Annotated in this window: 25 protein-coding genes; 16 read left to right on the top strand and 9 right to left on the bottom strand. The window is 48.4% G+C overall.

Translation table 11 applies throughout. The features are described 5' to 3' along the window. The first annotated feature begins 8 nt into the window (after nucleotides 1–8). The 4 genes from KD909_RS12715 to KD909_RS12700 all read left to right on the top strand — a co-directional run bounded on the left by KD909_RS12715 (nucleotide 9) and on the right by KD909_RS12700 (nucleotide 3,550). Nucleotides 9–908, top strand: coding sequence for a carbohydrate ABC transporter permease (locus tag KD909_RS12715; protein WP_015880663.1), 900 nt, complete (start codon nucleotides 9–11; stop codon nucleotides 906–908). A gap of 3 nt (nucleotides 909–911) precedes the next feature. Beyond that, nucleotides 912–1,841, top strand: coding sequence for a carbohydrate ABC transporter permease (locus KD909_RS12710; RefSeq protein WP_211781776.1), 930 nt, complete (start codon nucleotides 912–914; stop codon nucleotides 1,839–1,841). A gap of 24 nt (nucleotides 1,842–1,865) precedes the next feature. Then, complete coding sequence (locus KD909_RS12705) at nucleotides 1,866–3,218, top strand: GH1 family beta-glucosidase (RefSeq protein WP_211781775.1); 1,353 nt, start codon at nucleotides 1,866–1,868, stop codon at nucleotides 3,216–3,218. Nucleotides 3,219–3,304: 86 nt separating this feature from the next. Further along, nucleotides 3,305–3,550, top strand: coding sequence for a hypothetical protein (locus KD909_RS12700; protein WP_015880666.1), 246 nt, complete (start codon nucleotides 3,305–3,307; stop codon nucleotides 3,548–3,550). Nucleotides 3,551–3,650: 100 nt separating this feature from the next. Here the strand turns inward: KD909_RS12700 and KD909_RS12695 are convergent, their stop codons facing one another. From KD909_RS12695 to KD909_RS12665, 7 genes are all read right to left on the bottom strand, one after another. Next, complete coding sequence (locus KD909_RS12695) at nucleotides 3,651–4,229, bottom strand: hypothetical protein (protein ID WP_211781774.1); 579 nt, start codon at nucleotides 4,227–4,229, stop codon at nucleotides 3,651–3,653. After that, complete coding sequence (locus KD909_RS12690) at nucleotides 4,226–4,552, bottom strand: hypothetical protein (protein WP_211781773.1); 327 nt, start codon at nucleotides 4,550–4,552, stop codon at nucleotides 4,226–4,228. Before KD909_RS12690 ends, KD909_RS12695 begins: the two co-directional genes overlap by 4 nt. A 74-nt stretch (nucleotides 4,553–4,626) precedes the next feature. Continuing rightward, nucleotides 4,627–5,955 carry a PTS sugar transporter subunit IIC gene (locus tag KD909_RS12685; RefSeq protein ID WP_211781772.1) on the bottom strand — a complete coding sequence of 443 codons (1,329 nt, stop codon included), beginning with the start codon at nucleotides 5,953–5,955 and terminating at the stop codon, nucleotides 4,627–4,629. A gap of 12 nt (nucleotides 5,956–5,967) precedes the next feature. Beyond that, nucleotides 5,968–7,374, bottom strand: a complete 1,407-nt coding sequence (locus KD909_RS12680; protein WP_211781771.1) for a GH1 family beta-glucosidase — start codon at nucleotides 7,372–7,374, stop codon at nucleotides 5,968–5,970. A gap of 15 nt (nucleotides 7,375–7,389) precedes the next feature. Continuing rightward, nucleotides 7,390–7,698, bottom strand: a complete 309-nt coding sequence (locus KD909_RS12675; RefSeq protein WP_015880671.1) for a PTS sugar transporter subunit IIB — start codon at nucleotides 7,696–7,698, stop codon at nucleotides 7,390–7,392. After that, nucleotides 7,695–8,042 (bottom strand): PTS lactose/cellobiose transporter subunit IIA, encoded by a 348-nt coding sequence (locus tag KD909_RS12670; RefSeq protein WP_015880672.1) that lies wholly within the window; start codon nucleotides 8,040–8,042, stop codon nucleotides 7,695–7,697. Before KD909_RS12670 ends, KD909_RS12675 begins: the two co-directional genes overlap by 4 nt. Nucleotides 8,043–8,194: 152 nt before the next feature. Continuing rightward, entirely contained in the window at nucleotides 8,195–8,905 is a 711-nt protein-coding gene (locus KD909_RS12665; RefSeq protein WP_015880673.1) for a GntR family transcriptional regulator, read from the bottom strand. Nucleotides 8,906–9,110: 205 nt separating this feature from the next. Here KD909_RS12665 and KD909_RS12660 point away from each other — a divergent pair, with 205 nt between their 5' ends. The 5 genes from KD909_RS12660 to KD909_RS12640 are packed head-to-tail and all read left to right on the top strand — an operon-like array spanning nucleotide 9,111 to nucleotide 11,392. Further along, on the top strand, nucleotides 9,111–9,557 hold the full coding sequence (locus KD909_RS12660; protein WP_211781770.1) for a hypothetical protein: 447 nt from the start codon (nucleotides 9,111–9,113) through the stop codon (nucleotides 9,555–9,557). After that, nucleotides 9,554–9,982, top strand: a complete 429-nt coding sequence (locus tag KD909_RS12655; protein ID WP_211781769.1) for a hypothetical protein — start codon at nucleotides 9,554–9,556, stop codon at nucleotides 9,980–9,982. Before KD909_RS12660 ends, KD909_RS12655 begins: the two co-directional genes overlap by 4 nt. Next, complete coding sequence (locus KD909_RS12650; protein WP_211781768.1) at nucleotides 9,983–10,438, top strand: hypothetical protein; 456 nt, start codon at nucleotides 9,983–9,985, stop codon at nucleotides 10,436–10,438. After that, complete coding sequence (locus KD909_RS12645) at nucleotides 10,417–10,935, top strand: hypothetical protein (RefSeq protein WP_211781767.1); 519 nt, start codon at nucleotides 10,417–10,419, stop codon at nucleotides 10,933–10,935. The genes KD909_RS12650 and KD909_RS12645 overlap by 22 nt, the downstream gene beginning before the upstream one ends. Next, nucleotides 10,922–11,392, top strand: coding sequence for a hypothetical protein (locus KD909_RS12640; RefSeq protein WP_211781766.1), 471 nt, complete (start codon nucleotides 10,922–10,924; stop codon nucleotides 11,390–11,392). The genes KD909_RS12645 and KD909_RS12640 overlap by 14 nt, the downstream gene beginning before the upstream one ends. A 14-nt stretch (nucleotides 11,393–11,406) precedes the next feature. Here KD909_RS12640 and KD909_RS12635 read toward each other — a convergent pair whose 3' ends face one another. Continuing rightward, nucleotides 11,407–11,742, bottom strand: coding sequence for a hypothetical protein (locus KD909_RS12635; protein WP_211781765.1), 336 nt, complete (start codon nucleotides 11,740–11,742; stop codon nucleotides 11,407–11,409). A gap of 414 nt (nucleotides 11,743–12,156) precedes the next feature. On the opposite strand from KD909_RS12635, the gene glmS reads away from it, so the two are divergent. From glmS to KD909_RS12600, 7 genes are all read left to right on the top strand, one after another. Beyond that, nucleotides 12,157–13,953, top strand: coding sequence for a glutamine--fructose-6-phosphate transaminase (isomerizing) (gene glmS, locus KD909_RS12630; protein WP_211781764.1), 1,797 nt, complete (start codon nucleotides 12,157–12,159; stop codon nucleotides 13,951–13,953). Between the two features lie 144 nt (nucleotides 13,954–14,097). Continuing rightward, the gene (locus tag KD909_RS12625; protein WP_211781763.1) at nucleotides 14,098–14,367 is read left to right on the top strand and encodes a PTS sugar transporter subunit IIB; all 270 of its coding nucleotides are present in this window, start codon (nucleotides 14,098–14,100) and stop codon (nucleotides 14,365–14,367) included. Next, complete coding sequence (locus KD909_RS12620) at nucleotides 14,357–16,387, top strand: BglG family transcription antiterminator (protein ID WP_211781762.1); 2,031 nt, start codon at nucleotides 14,357–14,359, stop codon at nucleotides 16,385–16,387. Before KD909_RS12625 ends, KD909_RS12620 begins: the two co-directional genes overlap by 11 nt. 167 nt (nucleotides 16,388–16,554) lie before the next feature. After that, complete coding sequence (locus KD909_RS12615; RefSeq protein ID WP_211781761.1) at nucleotides 16,555–17,976, top strand: PTS mannitol transporter subunit IIBC; 1,422 nt, start codon at nucleotides 16,555–16,557, stop codon at nucleotides 17,974–17,976. A 47-nt stretch (nucleotides 17,977–18,023) separates the two neighbouring features. After that, nucleotides 18,024–18,455, top strand: a complete 432-nt coding sequence (locus KD909_RS12610; protein WP_026824364.1) for a PTS mannitol transporter subunit IIA — start codon at nucleotides 18,024–18,026, stop codon at nucleotides 18,453–18,455. Then, a complete protein-coding gene (locus tag KD909_RS12605) occupies nucleotides 18,456–19,604 on the top strand; it encodes a mannitol-1-phosphate 5-dehydrogenase (RefSeq protein ID WP_211781760.1) in 1,149 nt (382 codons plus the stop codon). It begins immediately after the preceding gene. A 104-nt stretch (nucleotides 19,605–19,708) separates the two neighbouring features. Next, entirely contained in the window at nucleotides 19,709–20,581 is an 873-nt protein-coding gene (locus KD909_RS12600; protein ID WP_211781759.1) for a helix-turn-helix domain-containing protein, read from the top strand. 36 nt (nucleotides 20,582–20,617) lie between these two features. On the opposite strand, the gene KD909_RS12595 is transcribed toward KD909_RS12600, so the two are convergent. Next, a complete protein-coding gene (locus tag KD909_RS12595) occupies nucleotides 20,618–22,966 on the bottom strand; it encodes a bifunctional diguanylate cyclase/phosphodiesterase (RefSeq protein ID WP_211781758.1) in 2,349 nt (782 codons plus the stop codon). Nucleotides 22,967–23,026: the final 60 nt, after the last annotated feature.

Below are 23,026 nucleotides of genomic sequence, written 5' to 3'. Positions count from 1 at the left end.
AAATACACGTGAAAAAACTAGATCGTTACGGCTATCTGTTCATCGCCCCGTTCTGGGTCGTCTTCTTGACATTCAGCATCTATCCGGTCCTCTTAACGCTTTATTATAGCTTCACGAACTATACGGGGAGCCCGGGTGAAGAGGTCGTCGGGTTTGCGAACTACACACGGTTGTTGACGGATACGTACTTTATCGAGGCGTTTTTCAACACCATCAAAATTTGGGGAATTAACTTCGTCTTGCAGATTGGATTGGCGCTTCTCTTGGCGCTCATCTTCTCTGATCTCCGTTTGAAGTTAAAAGGACTATCGTTCTTCCGCTCGTTCTTCTATCTTCCAAACTTGATCACGATCAGTTCGGTCGCGCTCTTGTTCGGTATTTTACTCGACTGGCAGCACGGTTCACTCAACATGGTGTTGATGAAAATCGGCTTGATTTCGGATCCAATCAACTGGTTGGCAGAACCGGTGACGGCACAGTTATCCGTTTCACTCATCTTGACATGGATGTGGTTCGGACATTCCTTCATCATCGTCATGGCAGGGGTATCAGGCATCTCGACAGATTACTTCGAAGCCGCTCACATTGACGGTGCGAACCGTTGGCAGATGTTTACGAAAGTGACGTTGCCGCTCTTGAAACCAATTCTTCTCTACATCATGATCACTTCACTCATCGGTGGACTCCAGTTGTTCGACCTTCCGATGTTGATTACAGACGGGATCGGTTCACCAGACGGTTCGTTGAACACGATGGTGCTTTACTTGTACAACCAAGCCTTCAAGTATAACAACTATGGCTATGCGTCAGCGGTCGCTTACGGCCTATTCTTGATCACGCTGATCTTCTCGGCGGTCGTCTTCAAGGGTATGTTCCGCAAAGAGCGCGCGACACAGAAGGGGGCGTAAGCAATGGAACAAAATGCGGAATCACGGCGAATGCTTCCAGATAGCGAAGCGCAGCCGAAACGGAAAGATGAGCGTCCGCTTAAAGTGGCGCCGCCTTCTAAGAAGAAAACGAATAAGCGATTCGCACGAGGTTTGATTTATACAGGGCTCATCCTTCTCGCGATTATCTGTTTCATTCCGTTCTTGATGATGATTGTCAACGCAACCCGGACGAATGGAGAAATCATGGCTGGGTTCTCACTTCTTCCGGGGACGGCGCTCGCAGACAACTATGCGACGCTCAGCGAATACATCAACATTTGGAACGGCTTCAAGAACAGCTTGATCATCTCTGTATCGGTGACGGTCTTGTCTGGTTACTTCTCAGCCCTAACGGCTTATGGCTTTACGTTCTATAACTTTAGAGGGAAAAATGCGATGTTCATCTTCATGCTTGTCATGATGATGGTGCCAGCGCAACTCGGACTCATTGGATTCTATGAGATCTCAAAAACGCTCGGTATTTTGGACACGTTCATTCCATTGATTGTCCCAGCGATTGCAACACCGTTCACCGTCTTCTTCATCCGTCAATATACGCAAGCGACACTTCACATCAGTTTGATTGAAGCGGCACGGATTGATGGTGCGAGCGAGCTACGTATTTTCCACACAATCGCACTTCCAATGATGATGCCAGCGATTGCAACGATGTCGATTTTCACGTTCATCGGCTCATGGAACAACTACTTGATGCCACTTGTCCTCTTGTTCTCGCCTGAGAAATACACGTTGCCTGTTTTGATGGGCTTCTTGAAAGGATCACAAGTCGCAGAGAACCTTGGCTCGCTTTACCTGGGCATCGCAATCTCGGTCGTACCGATTATGATTGCCTTCTTGTTCCTCTCGAAGTACATCGTCAGCAGTATTTCGGCAGGTGCTGTCAAAGAATAAATATAGAGAAAAGAGGAAAACACTATGCATTTTAAGAAAGACTTCGTATTCGGGACAGCCACGTCCTCGTACCAAATTGAAGGCGCACATAACGAAGGAGGCCGTACTCCTTCCATTTGGGATATGTTCTGTGACATCGACGGGCGCGTGTTTGAAAAGCATAACGGCGATGTCGCATGTGACCACTACCATCGTTACGAAGAAGACATTCAGCACATCAAAAAGCTAGGTGTCGACACGTATCGATTCTCCATCGCGTGGCCACGAATCTTCCCTGCCAAGGGAGAGTACAACCCAGAAGGGATGGCGTTCTACAAAAACTTGGCGCTGCGTCTCCGTGAAGAAGGAATCAAACCAGCCGTCACCATTTATCACTGGGACCTTCCGATGTGGGCTCACGAAGAAGGTGGCTGGGTCAACCGTGAATCGGTCGACTGGTTCCTCGATTATGCGAAAGTCTGTTTTGAAGAGCTCGATGACATCGTCGACTCTTGGATCACTCACAATGAGCCTTGGTGTGCCGGCTTCCTCGGCTATCACGTCGGTGTTCATGCACCGGGTCATCGTGATATGAACGAAGCGGTGCGCGCCGTGCACCATATCTTGTTGTCGCACGGAAAAGCGGTCGAGTTGTTGAAGCGAGAGATGACGTCCACGACCCCGATCGGCATCACGCTCAACTTATCACCGATGTACGCGAAGACGGATTCGGCGAATGACCGCCTTGCGATGAACAATGCCGACGGGTATTCGAATCGCTGGTTCCTCGATCCGGTCTTCAAAGGTGAGTATCCGGTCGACATGATGAACTTGTTCTCCAAATATGTGCATAACTTTGATTTCATCCAACCGGGTGATATGGAGACGATTTCGACAGCTTGCGACTTCTTCGGCATCAACTTCTACAGCCGTGGCATTGTCGAGTTTAACGCAGCAAATGATTTCTTGAAGGCAGACGCTTACTCGGACTACGAGAAGACGGGCATGGGCTGGGATATCGCCCCGAACGAATTCAAAGACCTGATCCGTCGTTTACGCGCCGAGTATACTGACCTTCCAATCTACATCACAGAGAACGGCGCCGCATTTGACGACGTGCTGGAAAATGGCGAAGTCCATGACGATAACCGGATCGACTACGTCCGCCAGCACCTCGAAGCCGTCTCCGATTTGAACGATGAAGGCATGAACATTCAAGGCTACTACCTGTGGTCGCTCATGGATAACTTCGAATGGAGCTTCGGTTATGAGAAGCGCTTCGGCATTCTTTATATCGACTTTGAGACACAGGAGCGCATTTGGAAAGACAGCGCGAAGTGGTATGCCGGTGTCATCGCCGACCATAAAGCCAAACACGCGGATAGCGTCGAGGCGTAACATGCATCCATCCCCACCGCTACGGGGATGGATTTTTTGTGTGGAATGCTATCTTTTTGGGAACGAGGATAGGGGAGGGATGTTCTATGAAACGTGAGTTTGCGACATACGAAGTGACGGGTTATGACGACCTTGGGAAAATCAAATTCGTTCATTTGAGAGAAGGCGAGTTCGTGTTGCCAGTTGAGATCAAGGGGGACGACTTACGAAAAATCAAAAAGATGATGGAACTCAATCCAGGTGTGACTGTGATTATTCATGCGGCGATTGACCAGAGACGGATGCGACTGCTTGAGGTGGATGGGTACTCGCTCCGGAAAGAGGATACGTAAAACGCCAGCACCGAAAAATCGGGCTGGCGTTTGTTTACATAGATTGGGCAACGAAACTCCAGGATAAATCTCACGATTCGCTTGTGATGACGCACAAAAGTCACCGACCATGAAACGGTTCGGTGACTTTGTTGGATTGACTGATGCGTTTGACTCGTTTCAATACGTCCCGTTTCGGTAAATCCGGGTAATCATGCTGAATGCGTTCGACGCAAGACACGATGGTTTCGGTTCGTAACAAGTGGATGATCTGCTGATCGATGGAATCGAGCTCGAGTGGCGTCTTTTCTTTCGAACTCTCCCGATTTAGCCAACATGATGCTCCGAGTAAGTGTACGAATACAATCGCCATAACGGTTAGCGTCGATATATCGATAGACGGAAAGTGGGTCAGTACGACGTATAGACTGATTCCGCTAACCGTTCCGTGAAGTATCGTGTCGAGTAGACGCGGTACGTTCGCATGAACAAACGAGCGTAATGTTCCCGTTAACGCATCAACGAACAAACTGAGGATTGTCGACAATAGATAGAAACAACCGAGCATCGCAAGAGTCGATAAGATTCGGAACGGTGTGTCTTCAAGCAGATAGATGAGAATCAAATCGACGGCAAGTAGCGGGGCGAGTGCGAGTGTTAAAATCAATGCGCCCCAACCGAGTCCAGTCACAGCCTTCATGAGACGTGTGCACGATATCGTCCGAGTGCGATGATGGCACAGAAGAGACAGACTGTATGGATCACGATTCCGATGAGCATGGCATACGGCAAGATCGATTGGAAGCCAAGACCGAATGCGAGGGCGGCGCTCGATAGGATCAGAAAGCTCGGCGTATAATTTCGTAAGGTTGTTTTCTGCTTCTTCGCATGTACCACAACGTATCCCGCAATGAGTAAAAAGACGGGAGACAACATGATAAGATAGACCGATTGAAGCGCCAATCCGATTAATCCGGATAGACCAGCGATCACGGCGAATATAGATGGATAGTATGATTTCAAATTTCCAACTCCTTTACTCTTTTCCCTAAATATAACAGCCCTCCTCATTACTGAGAAGGGCTGTCGTTTTTGTTTCAGGCTGATGCTTGATCTGAGCCTTCTTGTGCTTTCAATTCTTCACCGTACGAAACGCGGTCTTGAATGCGAACGAACGGGAGGTAGACGGCTACGGCCATGGCGATTGTTGCAATCTGTAAGAGAGCGGCGCGCCATCCGCCAATCAAGAATCCAGAGATGACTGGAGGTGTCGTCCATGGTACTTGAAGCGCGTTAAACGGCTCGACCCAACCCCAAAGGATAGCGAAGTAGACCATGAATGAAGCGATGGCTGGCACGACGACGAATGGGACGAACATGATCGGATTGAAGACGATTGGCATCCCGAAGATGACCGGCTCATTGATGTTGAAGATACTTGGTGCAAGTGACAACTTCCCAAGCTGCTTCAAGTGTGCCGAGCGTGCAACGATTAAGACGGCAATGATGAAGCCGATTGTGATTCCTGATCCACCGAGTTTCGTGAACACGTCGAGGAATTGAATCGTAACGATTTTTGCGTTCTCGCCAGCGACGAGCGTACCACCAGCATCGAGGATCGCTTGGTTTTGAAGCGCGTTTGCTGTGAGAAGGGGTCCCATGATTCCCATGAGGATTGCGGCACCGTGAATCCCACACCACCACATGACGGACATGAGCACCATGATGATGACGGCTCCAGCGAGTGTGTCCGTCAAGTTTTGAAGTGGTGCTTGAAGCACATCATAGATGACTTCTGTGAACGTACGTTCTGCAACCGCTTGGAAAATCGCAAACGTTGCAACGGCGAGCGAGATGATCGCCAAACCAGGAACAAGTGCAGAGAATGAGTTCGATACGCCTGGCGGGACACCGTCTGGCATTTTAATACTGATCCCGCGTTTGATGAACTGCGAGTAGATGAATCCGACTGTCAATCCGACGAGGATGGCAGCGAGGACACCTTGTCCACCTGTCCATACTTTCGGGATAACCCCAGAAACAGTTTCTCCGCCTTCAGACAGGACAGAAGCCTGTGTGATGATGAGGAACGAGATGATCCCGAGGATACCAGCTGGTACGCCTTCGATTTTTTCGTTCTTGACGTACGAGTAAGCGATTCCAAAAACACCGATCAAAGCAAGGATGTCAAACGTCGCGCCGACGACTTGCGTGAGCGGGAGTGACCAGTCTGCCCCGAATAGACCTGACATGAAGTCAGCCCAACCTGGAATCGGTAACGCCAGGATGAGAAGGAACAGCGACCCGATGATGGTCATCGGCATCGTGAGGATGAACCCGTCCTTAATCGCAAGGACGGGCTTGGCGTTCGCAAAACGAACAAAAGCAGGGGTGAACTTTTCAAATACTCTTTCTAAGCGGCTCATAGGGGAACCTCCTTATAGGTCTTCAGCGCGCGTAGCGATGATCTCTTTATACCAATGGAACGACTGTTTCTTCTTCCGTGCGAGACCGTTGTTGTGGTCTACATAGATGAAGCCATATTGTTTCTTATAACCGTTCAACCAGCTGAGTAGGTCGATTGCAGACCAAGCATAGTAACCAGCAACGTTGATGCCTTGTTGAACAGCGTGTTTGACTGCACGAAGGTGTCCTTCGATGTACTCGATCCGTGGCGTGTCCATGATCTCACCGTCGACGATCGGGTCGACATCACCGAGACCGTTCTCTGTGATATAGATTTTGACGTCGCCGTAACGATCTTTCAGCATATGCATCCCAGCGAGGAACGCTTCCGGTGAGATCTCCCAGTCCCACTTCGTATATACTTTGTCATCCATCTTGACCGTCTTGTAGACGCCATCGAATGATGGGTTACCCGGACGACCTGTCGAGTTCTCACGTCCACCGGCCATGACGAGCGCCGAGTCATTCTTCATGACGCGCTGCGGGCTGTAGTAGTTGAGACCGATAAAGTCGTTCATCGGAGCGGTACGTTTCAAGACGTCGAGTTCTTCCTCTGTCGTTTCAGGAAGGAGGCCTTGTTCGCTTAGACCGTTCACGACGTACTCTGGATATTCACCTTTCAAGATCGGGTCATAGAACCAATGTGTCGCATAAGCGTTCGCATGCATTTCGGCAAACTTGTTCTCCTCTGCGTCATCGATACTGAACGCCGGGTTGAACACGTGTGTGATCCCGATTTCGCCAGTGTGACCGTTTTGTTTGAAGAGCTCGACGGCACGGGCGTGAGCGACGAAGACGTTATGTGTCGTTTGGAAATATCCTTTGACGTCGCCTTCGATACCTGGCGGGTGTGCGCCTGTTAAGTATCCAAGTGAGCAGAAGATGACCGCTTCGTTGAACGTGATCCAGTGGTTGACACGGTCACCGAACGATTGGAAGCAAGTATCTGCGAAACGGACGAATGCGTCAACTGTCTCTTTGTTCTTCCAGCCGCCTTTTTCTTCAAGTGCTTGTGGGAGGTCCCAATGGTAGAGCGTGACGAATGGGACGATGTCATGTTTCAAACATTCGTCGATCAAGTTGTTATAGAACTCGAGTCCTTTTTCGTTCACTTCACCCGTACCGTTCGGGAAGATACGCGGCCATGAGATGGAGAAACGATACGATTCGAGTCCCATCTCCGCCATGAGCGCGATGTCTTCTTTATAACGATGGTAATGGTCGACTGCGACGTCGCCGTTTGTGTTTTCAAATGTCTTACCAGGAATTTTCGAGAAGACGTCCCAGTTCGAGAGACCTTTCCCGTCCTCGTTCCATGCGCCTTCGACCTGGTAAGAGGCCGAAGCAGCGCCGAACAAGAAATCTTTAGGCATTTTCAAAGTCATCACCTCAGTTTATTTATTAACAAGTTTCAATGAGTGGTCTAATACTTTCGCACCGTTCATCATGCCGTAGTCGACTGTGTTGATGACGTCGATTGGAACACCTTTTGGTTCGCAGATTTGCTTCCCTTTTGAAAGGAGGTACTTCACTTGTGGTCCGAGAAGTGCAACGTCGATGTTGTCAACGTAAGTTTCCATCTCCGATTCTGGGTAAGCTGCGATTTCAGCTTCGATGCCACGTTCAGAGGCAACCGCTTTCATTTTTTCTACTAACATACTTGTCGACATACCTGCCGCACAGAAGAGTCCGATTTTAATCATTGTTGATCCATTCCTTTCAATTCGTTGATTTCGTTTTGCATATTCATCATATATCCAAGCATTTCTTTGACGAGAATCGTGTTCATCAAGTGATCTTGCGCATGCACCATGAGGACACCGACCGTTGCCGATTTACCTTGTGCTTCGAGCGTCACGAATTTCGTTTGAATCGCATGTGCTTCCTTTAATGTCGCGTCACCAGCAACGACTGCCGCCTCGGCTTCTTCTTTCTTTCCTTCTTGCATGAGGAGCATCGCTTGATGGTAGCTCGCTTTGGCGTCACCCGAGAGGGCGATGAGACCGAAAATATCTTCCGGTGAGATTTCGATTGTTTCAGAAACCATAATATCTCTCCTTTTTGTATGGATAACTAAAATTCATAGGTACAAATATTTTCTACACGTCGATAGTAGCACGAAAGCGTTTTCGTGTAAACCCTTTCTTTTCGAAAAAATGCATAAAAAATGCGCGCGAGAAAAGCATCTCTCGGGCGCGTTTAGGACTTAATGTTCGAGACTTTGAGCATTTTGACATGTTTAAAATGATGAATGGAACGAGAGACGTCGAAGATTTGTCCGTTCGTCAAATAGACGGTGTTGTCGACAATCAAGGCTGGGTCATTCTCGTTCAAGTCGAGCAGGTCGGCGGACTCTGAATCTAAAAAGTCTGCGTAAATGACTCGGTCAGCGAATCCGATGGCAAGTTTTTGGTCGCTTCGTAAATACGTGTAGATCGACTTTTGGACGATGTTCTCATCCAAGTAGATGACGAGCTCTTTTCGGAAGTATGAATCCTCTACCGAGAACGGGTGGTCATCAACGAGACGTAGACGCTTAACGAAGTAGACAGGTGTTCCGATTGGGCACTTCATACGTTCGGCGACCTCATCGTTCGCCACTGTCTGTTCGAAGTGTAAGACGCGTGTCTCGACTTTTCGACCGCTGAAGTCACTTGTTAAACCTTGGAGTTTTTCTAAATTGATGTAATCGCTATTGTAATGGTCACGGACGAAGACGCCGCTCCCTTGAACTTGATAGACGTATCCTTTGTTGACGAGGATCTCGATCGCTTTTCGGACCGTGTTACGGCTGACGCCATATTTATTGGCATACTCATCCTCGGTCAATAATTTATTCGTATGTTGGTAGACGTGATTGACTATGTCCGCTTCAATCTGACTTGCAACTTGCTTGTACTTCGGAGACATACAGTTCTACACCTTTCAAAAAAATTTGTGGGAATGAATTTGGTAACAGTATAGCAGATAACCTTTGTAAGCGGATACGTTTCGTTCGTCAATTGTTGAAAAAAGTCGAACGATTCAATGCTAGAATATTCGGAAAATGTGAAACAATGAGGGCATAGAGTACGTATATAGGAGTAATGCATAGGAAGGAAAGGAAGTGCTCTAGTTGACTGAGGCACATTGGCATGTGGAAGAAATAACATGGCGCAAGTCACACCTTCGGGTCGGCTATACATTATTGGTGTTTGTTGTGACGACCATTGTTTTATCTTTTTTCGGACGTTATGTCTGGTTGACGATTCCGTTCGTCTTGATTGGAATGGCCATGATTGGATTAGACGTGAAGAAGTATCGGATGCGTCGTACGCATATGAAAGATCGAGATGTCGTGAAGTTACTAAAATGGAACTTACTGTATGATTTGATCAGTTCGGGTGTTCTCGTCGCCTTGATTTCGACTCTGCTCATTTTTCAATATGACAGTTTGACGTTAGCGATCGGATTGCTCGTATGGGGAGCAGTCAGCGATCAGATGTCACGGATGTTTCAAAAGAAGTTAAATGAACGTGTTCCGCTGTTACAGCAGTTAGCTTTGGAGCGACGAAATCAATGATTGGACGCATGACACAAGAAAAAGCATGGAAGCGTTTATTCGACCAATGGATCTTCGGCCTGTTTGGAACATTTATAGTGCTGATGTTACCAATCAGTTTATTAACAGATGACCTTACGTGGGGCGTGCTCTATATCGCCTGTGCGCTCATTCCGCTGAACATCTTCTATGTGAAGCGCTATCGAATGCGCCTGAGGTTTCAACCAGAATTGAAAGGATTGTATCGTCGTCAACTCGTTCGGGACGGGATCAACAGTGCTGCCTTTTTCCTCGCTTTGAATCATCAACTATTGTTCACATCAAACGTGGCGTATGTTTGTGTCACGGTATTCATCGGCAGTGCGATGCTATGGACGTTAAACGTGAACAAACAAACGAAACAACAAGATATGGAGTATATACATTTCGACAAGGAGGCGATATAGGTGGAGCAAGACGTAAAGTGGATGCGACGAATGCGACGTTATGCCATACCCATCTTGATTCTTTATGTCACGGCCATTATTGTCGCTCTCTTATTAGAGAGGATGTGGCTTATCCCTATCATGGTGTCGGTCTCCGTAATCATCGTCGTGATGGGCTATCAAGAGATGCGCATCATGTGGCGAATGACCGAGAATCCGAAGGCGCATCGGATTCTCATTTTTCAATACGTGTTTGAATGGGTGGATGCGATTTTGTTGACGGCACTCATGGTGACGCTGCTGACAACGGGAGATTTTGGTCTTATGATTGGTCTCTTTTTTGGGATATGGGGAGTATTAAGTCCGATCCGTCAGAAGTGGTTCACGAAGAAACTTAATCAAATTGATCCGGAACTACCGACGTATGAAGAAGTGTTGGAAGGAGGAGAGGACATATGGAATTATCACCAAAAGTGAAATCGCAAATCGACACCATTTTAAAAGTAGACCGTTTGACGAAATGGGGTGTCGGCATCATCGGAATCGGACTCGTCGTCAGTTTTTTGATTTACGCCTCATATTGGACACTCTCGGACGGTGTCGTCACGGGAACGTTATATGCGGTGCTCGCCGCAGTCTTGACGGGTATTTTTATCCAATATCGAATGTGGCTGCGCTTTGTGACGAATCAGACGGCACGTAACCTCTTATCGTTCAAGATGATGGCACATACGCTCGCTTTGACGGGGGTCGGGATTTACGGTCTCTTTTACTTCACGAGTGAAGCGACGGGCACACAATCGTTCCGTATGTTCCTCCTTTCGCAACTGACGTTTTTCGGGATTGAATACTTGGCGAAGCGGTTTGACCGCATCATTCAATCTTATGACGAGAACTATTTGACGGATCAAGATTTAAAAGAAATTCGTGAGGTCCGTGAATACGAGAAGGAGCAACGTCGTGAACAAGCATGATCAGATGAGAGAGCTTGTCAGAGTGGAAACTGAAAAGAATGGAGTCTTCACTTTTCTGTCGTGGATGATCTGTATTGTGCTGTTTGTTGCGACTGAAAAAGGATGGGTGTCAGCAGGAACTGTTCTTTTGATTGGTCAATTTGCGGGCTTATTTGCGATTAAAAAATCTTGGAAGAAAGAAACGATTCAATTGAAGTATTTAACGAATCGAGACGCCAAACGTCACATACACTTGATGTCGATTTTTAATTTTTTGACGTTCCCGATTTTGCTCATCCTCATGTTCGGATGGGTAACGAAACAAATTGAGACACCTTACTTTATTGGGTTGATGGTGACTGGAGGTGTCATATCCGTCATCGGTCATAAATGGTACGAGCGATATATGGTTCGTCTTGATGAGAACTATGTCACGGAACGTGAATTAAGAGAAGAACAAAAATGGGGGAGCGCGTGAGCGTCTCTCCCATTTTATATGACCGTTCGAATAACAAAGTAGAGGCAGGTTAGGAAAGGAATTAGGAAAAGAAAACCTAGCCATTCACCTTGACCAAATAAGAGCCAAGCAAATAATTGAAACGAATGTACACCGACTGTTGCAAATGTCGCAAATCGATAAGCTTTTGGGCGCGATGCAGGATCTTCCCACCATTCTTTAAAGAATGGAAGGCTAAAGAGAAGGGCGAGTCCTAGGAAAAAAGCTGCTGGAAAAACAAGTAGGTCACCAACATCACTTTGACCTTTTAATTGCAGCCATTTTGATGTGACAGATAATATGATTCCGATTACTAAAAATAGACTTGCCATCTCATTCCCCTCCATCTTTAAATATCGTTACTTGTATCATGCCCGTTCTCTCCCTACTCGAAAACCTGATACATTGATGGCATTTTAGTGAAAGTGGTGACTTTTACATGAACGGTAAAAAAGTATTTAGCGACAATTTTTCAGATTGCTCTATCCAACACGGCTTGTACTCGATAGCATGAAAGCGTATCTGGAGAAACGGCTAGGTATGAGATAAAAGCGCCAGAACTCTATGGAGTTGACGAGGACGAAGGTGATCGAGATTTCGGCGGATGCCTTCCAGTCGCGTGTCACGACTGAGAGAGTCTTGATAAAACGTTCGGGTGACCGGGCGGACAAAACGAGACTTGATGACATCACTCAAAAAAGCCCGTTTCCTTTTTCGAGAAATCGAAGCAAAGAGGAGAGTTTTGTATGTGTGGAATCGTAGGGATGATCGGACAAGTTGGAACGAAAGAGATTTTATTGAAAGGGCTTGAAAAGCTCGAGTATCGTGGCTATGATTCAGCAGGAATTGCCTTAGTCGGTGAAAACGTTCGTACGTTCAAAGAAGTGGGACGGATTCAAGCACTCCGTGACATCGTACCGGCTGATGCTGAAGGGACGATCGGAATCGGTCATACGCGTTGGGCGACACACGGGATACCGAGCGTACCGAACGCCCACCCGCATCAAAGCACGACAGGACGCTTCACGCTCGTCCATAACGGCGTAATCGAGAACGACGAGCTCATCAAGAAGACGCTCGACGTCCCGTTCCTTTCAGAGACGGACACGGAAGTTATCGTCCAGCTCATGGAGAAGCACTTCGTCGAGCTCGGTGACGTCGAGGCGGCGTTCCGCAAGACGCTCTCGGACCTCCACGGTTCGTACGCGATCGCGATGATCGACTCAGAGGACAAAGAGCGCCTCTATATCGGGAAGAACAAGTCACCGCTCCTCGTCGGACTCGGGGACGGCACGTTCAACGTCGTCGCATCAGACGCGATGGCGATGCTCCAGGTGACAGACCAGTACCTCGAGCTCCACGACGGTGAGATCGTCATCCTCACACGTGAGTCGGCGACAATCAAAACGCTCGACGGTGACGTGCTCGAACGCGCGCCATACACGGCCGAAATCGATGCGTCAGATATCGAGAAGGGCACGTACGCGCACTACATGTTGAAAGAGATGGACGAGCAACCGGCCGTCATCCGCAACATCATCCAGCACTACCAGAACGAGAACGGTGACATCGAACTCACGGAAGGCGTGCGTGAGCTCGTGTCAGAAGCGGACCGCGTCTATATCGTCGCATGTGGGACGAGCTATAACGCGGGACTCGTCGGAAAAGACATTTTAGAACGCATCGCCGGCATTCCGACAGAAGTGCACGTTTCTTCTGAATTTGGCTACAACATGCCCCTCTTAAGTGAACGTCCGTTGTTCGTCTTCTTATCACAATCCGGTGAGACAGCGGACAGCCGTGCCGTCCTCGTCGAAGTGAAGAAACGCGGATACAAAGCGCTCACCATGACGAATGTACCGGGATCGACGCTCTCACGCGAAGCGAACGAGACGATGCTCCTCCACGCAGGACCAGAGATTGCGGTCGCATCGACGAAAGCATACACGGCACAGATTGCCGTCCTCGCGATTCTCGCATATGACATCGCTCGTGCGACAGGGAAAGAATTGCCGTTTGATCTCATGCCGGAGCTAGCCCGTGTCGCGACCATCATGGACTCCATCATGGCGCAAAAAGAGTTATTCGAAGACCTTGCGGAACGTTATTTGAAGACGACACCGAACACGTTCTTTATCGGTCGTGGACTTGACGCTTCTGTCTGTCTCGAAGGAGCGCTCAAAGTAAAAGAGATCTCATACATCCAAGCAGAAGGATACCCAGGTGGGGAACTGAAGCACGGATCGATCGCCTTGATTGAAGACGGGACACCGGTCATCGCGCTCATCTCGCAACCGAAAACGAACTTGAATATTCGTGGAAATGTTAAAGAGGTCGTTGCCCGTGGCGCGAACGCTTGTATCATTTCGATGCAAGGAGTCGAACATGAGAATGATGACTTCATCTTGCCGCACGTCGAGCCACTCTTGGCACCGCTCATCAACGTATTGCCGGTTCAGTTGATGGCATATTACGCGGCACTTGCTCGTGGCTGTGACGTCGACAAGCCACGTAACTTGGCGAAGTCGGTGACGGTGGAATAAACTGAACATAGTGTAAGGCACCTTTCTTCTGGAGAGGTGCTTTTTACTGCTTGCCGATATCTTTGCCAACAAGCAAAATAGTAGGAGAAGTAAGCGGTTCCAACTTATGATTAGATAAAGATAAGCGACGAAAGAAGGGCTGACATGAACGTATACATTGCTTGCCATAGCGGGTTTGTGACAAGTGCGATGGCGGCGAAGTTATTCGCGCAGGCAAGCGAGGGGCGCTTGTCTTGTACGATTACGCACGGAACGATTCAAAATATCCCGAATGAGGTGGATTTGATTCTCTATCAGGAAGGGGCGACCGTGGTCACCCATCCGACCGCACGTGTCCGGTCAGTCCGACAACTCCTGTCGCTCGAGGAATACCGACTACTTGTCGAAGAATGGATGGATGAGCATGAGACATGAGTGGACCGCGAGAGAACGGTCGATTTTACTACACTTATTGGCAACTGAGACATCGACACCGCTCGCCGAAATCGCGCAGGCGGTGAATTTGTCTGAGCGTACGATTCAACGAGAACGACAATTACTTGAAGGCATCTTAAAAGAGTTCGAACTCGAACTCGCTTGGCAACGAGGGCATGGACTGAGTCTGGTCGGCAAACCATCTGCGAAGCAACAGTTACGAGAAGACCTCATCTTATCCGCAGAAGCGATCCCGACGAGCGAGGACCGCTTATTTGAGCTGGCGTGGCGTCTCTTGTTCGAGAACGATACACTCAAATTGCAGGCGGTCGCCAAACAGATGCACGTTTCGCCGAGCACGTTGACGCAAGACTTAGAGAAATTGGACAGATGGTTCGAAGAGTACCATTTAGAAGTTGAACGGAAAAAAGGTGTTGGGGCTAGGGTGCTCGGTTATGAGTCCGAGAAGCGTAAGCTACTCATCAACGCTCTGCTTGCCCACTGGGACACGCTCGCATTTTATCGCTTCGTCCGCGGAGAAGACGACTACATTCCTGCTTTTTTGAAGACGGTACCATGCGAGGAGATGCTTGAAGGTCTTCGAGACGGTTATGATTATTTGAAGTCCCGCGCGTTTGAGCGGATGGATGACCGCACCATCATGCGAGTCACGTTCGCTTACGGCGTGCAACAAGAGCGGTTAGCGTCTGGATTCTTTTTAGAGATGTATACGAAAGGACGGTCCGAGGACTATTTGAAAGTCGCCACCGATATGGAAGCGGCTCTCGGTATCACCTACTCGATGGCGGAACGTGTCTGGTTCGCGGAAGAGGCGAATCGTCTGCGCTCGATTAAAGATCAAATGAAAGAAGATGAAGAAGAACGCTGGATCATGCAGATTCGCGTGCATAAACTGATTCATCACGTCTCGCTTATCTACGGGTTCACCTTTACGGATGACACGGCTCTCGAACGGGGACTGCTCGCGCACATCCTCTCGAGTATGAACACGCAGGCTTTGCCGGAGACGAGTACGGTAAAACCTCATATCGACCGCGACTATCCGGGACTTCGTTCGGCGATTCAACAGGCCGCCGACATCGTCTTTGGGACGAATACGTTCTCCGAAGAAGAGACGGTCTTTTGGGCGATGCACTTCGCAGCAGTACTCGTCAAACCGGTGCGCCGTCGTGAATATCGGGCGCTCGTCGTCTGTTCGGCCGGGCTTGGTTCGTCGAAGATGCTCGTTAATCGAGTACGTCAAGAGTTTCCGGAGATGCAAGACGTCGTCAACTCATCACTTTTTGGACTCGAACAGCACCGACTAGAAGAATATGATGTCATCTTGTCGACCGTACCGCTGCCACCCCTTTCGGTGCCGACACTAATCGTCAACCCGCTTTTGACGAGTGAAGAAGTGCAGCGCGTCCGTCATCTCTTACTGTCATTACCGCAATCCTTTCAAACACTCGCGACGAAGCCGCGGTCAACGATGCTTGATTTCACAGAACTCGGGGAATTGGTCGAGACGTTCGAGCGGATGGATGACCAGTTCGATTTGGTCACGCTCCATAATACGGACCGTTTAGAAGATATCTTGCTTGATATCGGTACACATTTAGAAGAACGTGACCTCGTACAAAGCGGGATTCAGCTCTCTGCCCAACTGCTTCGTCGTCACGAGGTCGCGGGCCTTGGGGTACCTGGTACGAAACTGGCGTTATTCCACGGACGACATGCCTCGATTGAGAAGGCGAGTGTGTTTGCGTTTGATTTAACGACATCGATCCCGCTCCTCATGATGGATCAGTCGACCGAACCCGTGACACGTCTTCTTGTCTTGCTTGCGCCGGAAGAAGCACGTGACGTCGAACTTCAATTCTTAAGTGCAATCAGCGGGTCGCTCATTGAGAGTGAGGAGCACATGCGTCTTTATAGCACGGGAACGAAAGAAGACCTTCGTTTACTTTTGCACGAATGTATGAAAAAAATGATTCATGAGACATTGTACGAAAAATGACCGAACCATGGTCATTTTTTTGTTTGGCACAAAATGTTGCCAAAGTGTGAACTGGATTGAATTGAGAAAGCGCTTACTCCGAGCATACAATATGGGTGTAGAGCACAAACCGGTTAGCTACACTACACATTCAACCTTTCACATTTAAACGACTGGAGGTTTTATACATGGCGAATACGCAAGCGAGCTCGGGCGGGGTCCGAGTCAAAGTTCAACGATTCGGTAGTTTCCTCAGTGGGATGGTCATGCCGAACATCGGTGCCTTCATTGCCTGGGGGATTATCACAGCACTCTTCATTCCGACAGGATGGTGGCCAAACGAAAACTTAGCAGAACTCGTTGGTCCAACCATCACATATCTCTTACCATTACTCATCGGTTTCACTGGTGGTAAATTACTTCATGACGTACGAGGCGGTGTCGTCGGGGCACTCGCCACGATGGGGGTCATCGTCGGAACAGATATTCCGATGTTCCTCGGTGCGATGATCATGGGTCCACTCGGTGGTTATGTCATCCGCCAAGTCGACCGTGCCCTTGAAGGCAAAGTTAAAGCAGGATTTGAAATGCTCGTCAACAACTTCTCAGTGGGAATCATCGGTGGACTTCTCATGCTTGGAGGATTTGAAATCTTTGGTCCGATCATGAGTGCCCTCGATAAAGTCATGGCGGCAGGTGTTGACTGGATCGTCGGCGCGAAATTGCTTCCGATTGCGAGTCTGTTCATCGAACCGGCAAAAGTTCTCTTCTTGAACAACGCCATCAACCACGGGATCTTGAGTCCGCTTGGTGTCGATCAAGTCGCAGACGCTGGAAAGTCCGTTCTCTTCTTACTTGAAGCAAACCCAGGACCAGGTCTTGGATTACTTCTCGCCTATATGTTCTTCGCCAAAGGTGCAGCGAAACGTACGGCACCGGGTGCAGCCATCATTCACTTCCTTGGTGGGATTCACGAGATTTACTTCCCGTACGTATTGATGAAGCCGGTCTTGATCCTTGCGATGATCGCAGGGGGCGCAACAGGGATCTTCACGTTCGTACTCTTTGATGTCGGTCTCGTCGCACCTGCTTCACCAGGTAGTATCTTTGCCATTCTTGCGATGGCGTCACGCGGTTCATATCTCGGACTCGTGGCAGGGATTCTCTTGTCAGCAGCGGTCACGTTCGCTGTGGCGAGTGTCATCTTGAAATCGAGCGCAGCAGAGGAAGTATCACTCGAAGAAGCGACACAAAACGTGAGTGCGATGAAAGGCAAACAGTCTTACGCATCGGCTCTCGTGACAGATCGTCTTGATAAAGTCGACCACATCATCTTCGCTTGTGACGCTGGAATGGGATCGAGTGCCATGGGAGCATCAGTTCTCCGGAACAAGGTCAACAAAGCGAATTTGCCGATCAAAGTGACGAACACGTCCATCAGCAACTTGCCGAAAGATGCTCAGTTCGTCATCACACACGAAGATTTGACGGAACGTGCGGAAGCGCAAGCACCGAATGCGATTCATCGTTCGGTCACGAACTTCTTGAACGCCGATTACTATGACCAATTGGTAGAAGAAATTAAAGCGGAACGCAGCAAAATTTCTTGAACTCAGAACAGATAGAGACACGGTTTAGCCATTAGGAGGAAATTAAAATGCCATTCATTCAAACAGAGATGATTCGACTTAACCAAACATTCGCTACGACAGAGGAAGCGATCACAGCAGCCGGAGCCGTCCTACAAGACGCCGGCTGTGTGACGCCGGAGTATGTAGAAGCGATGCATGAACGTCAAGCGATCGCAAACGTCTATATCGGAAATCACGTCGCCATTCCACACGGTACAGAAGCAGCGAAATCAGCGGTTCAGAAGACGGGGATCTCGTTCCTGCAAGTACCAGACGGGGTCGACTTTGGGGGTCAAACGGCCAAACTCGTCATCGGAATTGCAGGCGTGAATGATGAACATTTAGAGCTCCTATCGCAAATCGCGATTCTATGCTCAGACGAAAGCAATGTGGAGCGTCTTGTTCAGGCGAAAACGAAGGAAGAAATCTTGGCGCTCTTTATGGAAGAGGTGGCGTAAATGAAAGCTGTTCACTTTGGGGCAGGGAACATCGGACGAGGCTTTATCGGATTATTGCTCAACCAAAGCGGTTACGAGGTGACGTTTGTCGACATCAATGACACGGTCATCGAAGCGCTTGAGGTAAAACGTCATTATGAGGTCGGGTTTGCGGAAGATGGCGTCGATCGTGTCGTCGTCGACCGAGTTCGCGGTGTCAACAGTTTGAAAGAACCAGCTCGGGTCGTGGACTTGATTGCAGAAGCAGATCTCGTGACGACGGCTGTCGGACCGTCACTCCTCTCAAAAGTGGCACCGTTGATCAGCGAAGGACTTCGTGCTCGTGAAGTCGAGGATGCACCGGTCTATGTCATCGCATGTGAGAACATGATTGGTGGGAGTGCAATTCTTCGTCAAGAAGTAGAGGCGTGTGGCGGTGTCGGGGAGGCGAATGTCTTCTTCCCGAACGCGGCTGTCGACCGCATCGTCCCGCTACAACAACATGAGGATCCACTTTACGTGGAAGTCGAGACGTTCCATGAATGGGTCATCGAGACACAAGGGCTCAACGAACAACCACCGATTCAAGGCGTGACGTGGGTCGAGGAGATCGGACCGTATATCGAACGGAAATTATTCACGGTCAATACGGGACACGCCATCGCCTCTTATATCGGCTCGTTGTTCGGGAAGGCGACGATTGACGAGGCGCTGAAGGATCGTCGCGTGCGTCAAGTCGTCCAAGGAGCATTATATGAGACAGGTTGGTTATTGCTTGAGAAATACGGATTCGAGGCGAAAGAGCATAGCCAATACATTCAAAAAATCATCAAACGCTTTGAAAATCCGAAATTGAAGGATGAAGTGTCGCGTGTGGCCCGTTCACCGATTCGTAAACTTGGACCGAGCGACCGTCTCGTCAAGCCGGCACGTGAATTGATGGATAACGGCATCGAGCCAAACGAACTCGCTTACGGGATTGCAGCAGCCCTTCATTACTACAACCCGGAGGATTCGGAATCGTCGGAGCTGAACTTGTCGATCGAAGAACACGGCATCTCGTCAACGATTGAAAAATACCTTCATCTTCATGAAGGGGACACGTTGACCCAGTTGATTCTCGATCAATATCATTTGATTCGGGAAGAAGAAAAAGAACGCGTGTCTTAAGAAGCAACCTCCTGGTAACTCAGGAGGTTTTTTGAATACCGCAAATTATATCAAAACAAGGAAAAAGGGATTTGATAAGGTAGAACTAGTAAGGGGGAGACAGGATGTATGAAGAGGTACTGCAGAGCACGATTCACAAGATTGAAACACACTTGCTCGAGCCGCTCTGTACGGAAGCACTATGTCAGGAAAATGGCTTTTCATCGTTTCATTTCCATCGGATTTTCAAATCACACGTTGGAATGTCGATGACGGCATATATCCGTTGTCGTCGCTTGACTCATGCAGCCGTTCAACTAATTAAGACGGATGACCGATTACTAGATTTGGCATTTTTGTATCGGTTCGAATCCCAAGAAGCTTTTACACGCGCATTTAAAAAACAATATGGGTTACCGCCTGGACGATATCGGACTCAGATGCGTCAACTCACTGAGGAGGAAATTGAGATGTCAAAGCAGACGATTGGATGGATGCTAAGTGGGGTTGATCCACAACTATATGAAATAGGGGTTGATCGGAAAGAAGTATATGAAGGACAAGCATCGGGTTATATCCGAGCACTACCAGACGTGACGAATGAGAACTTCGGCACGATGATGCAGCAATTTAAAGCAACACGTTGGCTCGGGAAACGTGTCCGTTTGTCCGGGTTTGTCAAAACGGAAGGAGTCAATCGTTTCGCCGGATTATGGATGCGAATTGATGATGCTCATGGAGACGTTTTACAATTCGATAATATGAGCAATCGTCCGATTCAAGGTACGACGAATTGGAACCGCTATTCGATTGTGCTTGATGTTCCAGAACAGAGTGATGTGATTTCATTCGGAATCTTACTCACAGGCGGTGGTCAGGCTTGGCTAGACCAGTTGACGTTTATGGAAGTAGACAAACGGTTCAGTGTGACCAATCTAAAAACGATAAGCGAATTACCGGAAGAACCGGTAAACTTGCGCTTTGAAAATCAAATTTGAATAAAACAGCCCTGTGGTTTAAGCGACAGGGCTGTTTTAGTGTTTTCCGAACTCGAGATAGGTGGTCGTCTCTTTGACATGAAGCGGAACGTCTGTCTCAGACAATGGAAGACTGAAGTAGTAGCCTTGTACGTAGTCACATGATTCCTTGAGTAACCATTCGAGTTGAGCGGATGTTTCCACACCCTCCATGAGAACTTTCATGCCCAGGTTGTGACCGAGTTGAATCATCGATCGGACGATGGCCTCTTGATTGCGGTCGGTGAACAGGTTTTCGATAAACGTTCGATCGATTTTCAGCACTTGTACGGGAAGTTCCCGAAGTTGGCTGAACGAAGAATAGCCAGTCCCAAAATCATCGAGAGAAATGAGGATCCCGAGCTGATGCAACTGCGTCAATTTTTCACGGGTTGAGGCCTCATATGAAAGCATCGAGGACTCGGTCACTTCCAATTCGAGATACATCGGGTCCATCCCCGTCTCCAAAAGAATAGATTGTAGCGTATCAACAAAGTCTTCGCGCGCAAATTGGAGCGGGGAGACGTTAAGGGATAATGTAAAGGGACGTATCCCAGTTCGTTGCCAACGTACCCAAGTGCGACAGCCTTCCCGAATGACCCAATGACCAATCGAATGAATTAACCCCGTGTTTTCTGCAATCGGGATGAAGTCAGATGGCGCAACCTTTCCGATTTGTGGATGTTGCCAGCGAAGTAACGCTTCCACGCCTTCTAATCGATTCCGTTTCAAATCGATTTTCGGTTGATAGACAAGTGTCAGTTCGTTTTTACTTAGTGCGGTGACGAGTGCTTTTTCTATCTCCATATTGCGCAAGAGTTGAGGGCGTGATGATTCTTCGAATAATTTGATGTTATTCTCTCCATCCTGTCTGGATTCATCAGCGGCAAGACGAGAAAACTGAATAAGTTCTTCGGAAGAAGCACTGTCCTTAGGGAAATGACTGATTCCCGCACTCATCGTCAATTCAAGTGTCGTGCCATCCACGTCGAAGCTGGATGAAATCGCCTTAATACATTTTTCAGCCTTTTGATGAGCGAGAGAACTTCTTTGCGCAAAGAGTAAGATGACAAACTCGGATGGTCCGATTCGTGTCAACACATCGTCTGGGTGAATCGTATGTTTGAGGCGGTCAGCGACTTGAATGATCAACTCATCTGCTCCGTGATGCCCGAGAATGTCACTTAGGAAACGCCAGCGGTTTACGTCGATATATAAACAGGCGACCGAACGTTCTTGTGAGATACATTCCTTCAAGAGGGCATCCAGTTTATGACGATTTGGTAAATCCGTCAATGCATCGTGAAAAGCCATATGTTCAATCAGACGCTGAGAGGCGACTGCTTCGGTGACATCTCGGATAAACCAGAGTACTTGATTGTTCGAACCATCTTGAAGTGGGTAAGACGTCACTTCTAACGTTCGATGATTCGTGTCAATTTGTACCGGCTGATAGAACGGCTGTTGAGCCGACAGCAAAGGATGATAATCCTGAAAAAAAGGTTCTGTCGCACATCCCTCGAATAAGTGAGCGAACGCTTGATTTTGATATTGGATTTCACCATCACTTGTCGTCGTCACTACGGCATCCGTTGTCGATTCTAAAATCGTCGTTTGGAAGAGATCCCGTTTTTGAATTTGGCGGTCTAGCGTATAGGCGATCAAGTACATCCCGAATAGAAGAAACACGATGCTTGTGACGAGCCATGCGAGTAAGGTCGGGTCAATCGGGACTCGGCTCACGGGTGAAGTATCCGGAATAATGGTTGTTGCCTGCATTCCGGTAAGATGCATACTGAAGATGGCTGTTCCCATTAAAAGGGAGAACATCAGTTTCACGGGCAAGGATGTCCGTGCCGTAGCGTAGGACGAAAAGAAACCAACCCATAAAGCGAGGAAGGAAGCGCCCCATGCGATGCCGATGGATACCAATACCCATGAGAGATCAAAGTCCAATTGAACACTCTGGATGGCTGCCAACCCAATGTAATGCATGCTAACGATTCCAAAGCCCATCAAACCGGAAGATTGCAGTAAGGACATCCATGTCGTCTTGCGAGAAATCAAACCGAATGACAGGATGCACCCGGCAATCGCCGGAATCATTGATCCGATAATGAGCCAAATCGAATAGGTACTCTCATGTAAGGACGCATGACCGAGCATGGCCACAAAATGCATGGACCAAATCCCGAGACCTAGCGTGGTACCACCAAACAAAATCCAAATACGATGAGACGTTGTCATACCTCCTGTGACCCGCTTCGCTAATTCGAGTGCCATCAAGGCAGAAACGCTGGCAATGAGGAAAGCGAGTATCATCAAAAATCCATTGTGACTCGTTGTATGCGTGCTAATCTGTTCCATAGTGTCGATACCTCATAGGGTTATTTAATCCATTCATCACTTCATTATATGCCGAACAAT

It is taken from the genome of Exiguobacterium sp. PFWT01 (assembly GCF_018255795.1).
In the GTDB taxonomy this organism is placed as follows: Bacteria; Bacillota; Bacilli; order Exiguobacteriales; family Exiguobacteriaceae; genus Exiguobacterium.
Note: the sequence above shows the minus strand (reverse complement) of the source record. Positions and strands in the feature narration are given on the sequence as shown.

Excerpts from the sequence above, each read along its gene's own strand:
- KD909_RS12595 (WP_211781758.1), bottom strand. The coding sequence starts at position 22,966 with ATGGAACAGATTAGCACGCATACAACGAGTCACAATGGATTTTTGATG.
- KD909_RS12645 (WP_211781767.1), top strand. The coding sequence starts at position 10,417 with ATGGAATTATCACCAAAAGTGAAATCGCAAATCGACACCATTTTAAAA.
- KD909_RS12710 (WP_211781776.1), top strand. The coding sequence starts at position 912 with ATGGAACAAAATGCGGAATCACGGCGAATGCTTCCAGATAGCGAAGCG.
- KD909_RS12705 (WP_211781775.1), top strand. The coding sequence starts at position 1,866 with ATGCATTTTAAGAAAGACTTCGTATTCGGGACAGCCACGTCCTCGTAC.
- glmS (WP_211781764.1), top strand. The coding sequence starts at position 12,157 with ATGTGTGGAATCGTAGGGATGATCGGACAAGTTGGAACGAAAGAGATT.
- KD909_RS12635 (WP_211781765.1), bottom strand. The coding sequence starts at position 11,742 with ATGGCAAGTCTATTTTTAGTAATCGGAATCATATTATCTGTCACATCA.
- KD909_RS12600 (WP_211781759.1), top strand. The coding sequence starts at position 19,709 with ATGTATGAAGAGGTACTGCAGAGCACGATTCACAAGATTGAAACACAC.
- KD909_RS12685 (WP_211781772.1), bottom strand. The coding sequence starts at position 5,955 with ATGAGCCGCTTAGAAAGAGTATTTGAAAAGTTCACCCCTGCTTTTGTT.
- KD909_RS12700 (WP_015880666.1), top strand. The coding sequence starts at position 3,305 with ATGAAACGTGAGTTTGCGACATACGAAGTGACGGGTTATGACGACCTT.
- KD909_RS12605 (WP_211781760.1), top strand. The coding sequence starts at position 18,456 with ATGAAAGCTGTTCACTTTGGGGCAGGGAACATCGGACGAGGCTTTATC.
- KD909_RS12655 (WP_211781769.1), top strand. The coding sequence starts at position 9,554 with ATGATTGGACGCATGACACAAGAAAAAGCATGGAAGCGTTTATTCGAC.
- KD909_RS12665 (WP_015880673.1), bottom strand. The coding sequence starts at position 8,905 with ATGTCTCCGAAGTACAAGCAAGTTGCAAGTCAGATTGAAGCGGACATA.
- KD909_RS12620 (WP_211781762.1), top strand. The coding sequence starts at position 14,357 with ATGAGACATGAGTGGACCGCGAGAGAACGGTCGATTTTACTACACTTA.
- KD909_RS12675 (WP_015880671.1), bottom strand. The coding sequence starts at position 7,698 with ATGATTAAAATCGGACTCTTCTGTGCGGCAGGTATGTCGACAAGTATG.
- KD909_RS12615 (WP_211781761.1), top strand. The coding sequence starts at position 16,555 with ATGGCGAATACGCAAGCGAGCTCGGGCGGGGTCCGAGTCAAAGTTCAA.
- KD909_RS12610 (WP_026824364.1), top strand. The coding sequence starts at position 18,024 with ATGCCATTCATTCAAACAGAGATGATTCGACTTAACCAAACATTCGCT.
- KD909_RS12670 (WP_015880672.1), bottom strand. The coding sequence starts at position 8,042 with ATGGTTTCTGAAACAATCGAAATCTCACCGGAAGATATTTTCGGTCTC.
- KD909_RS12625 (WP_211781763.1), top strand. The coding sequence starts at position 14,098 with ATGAACGTATACATTGCTTGCCATAGCGGGTTTGTGACAAGTGCGATG.
- KD909_RS12695 (WP_211781774.1), bottom strand. The coding sequence starts at position 4,229 with ATGAAGGCTGTGACTGGACTCGGTTGGGGCGCATTGATTTTAACACTC.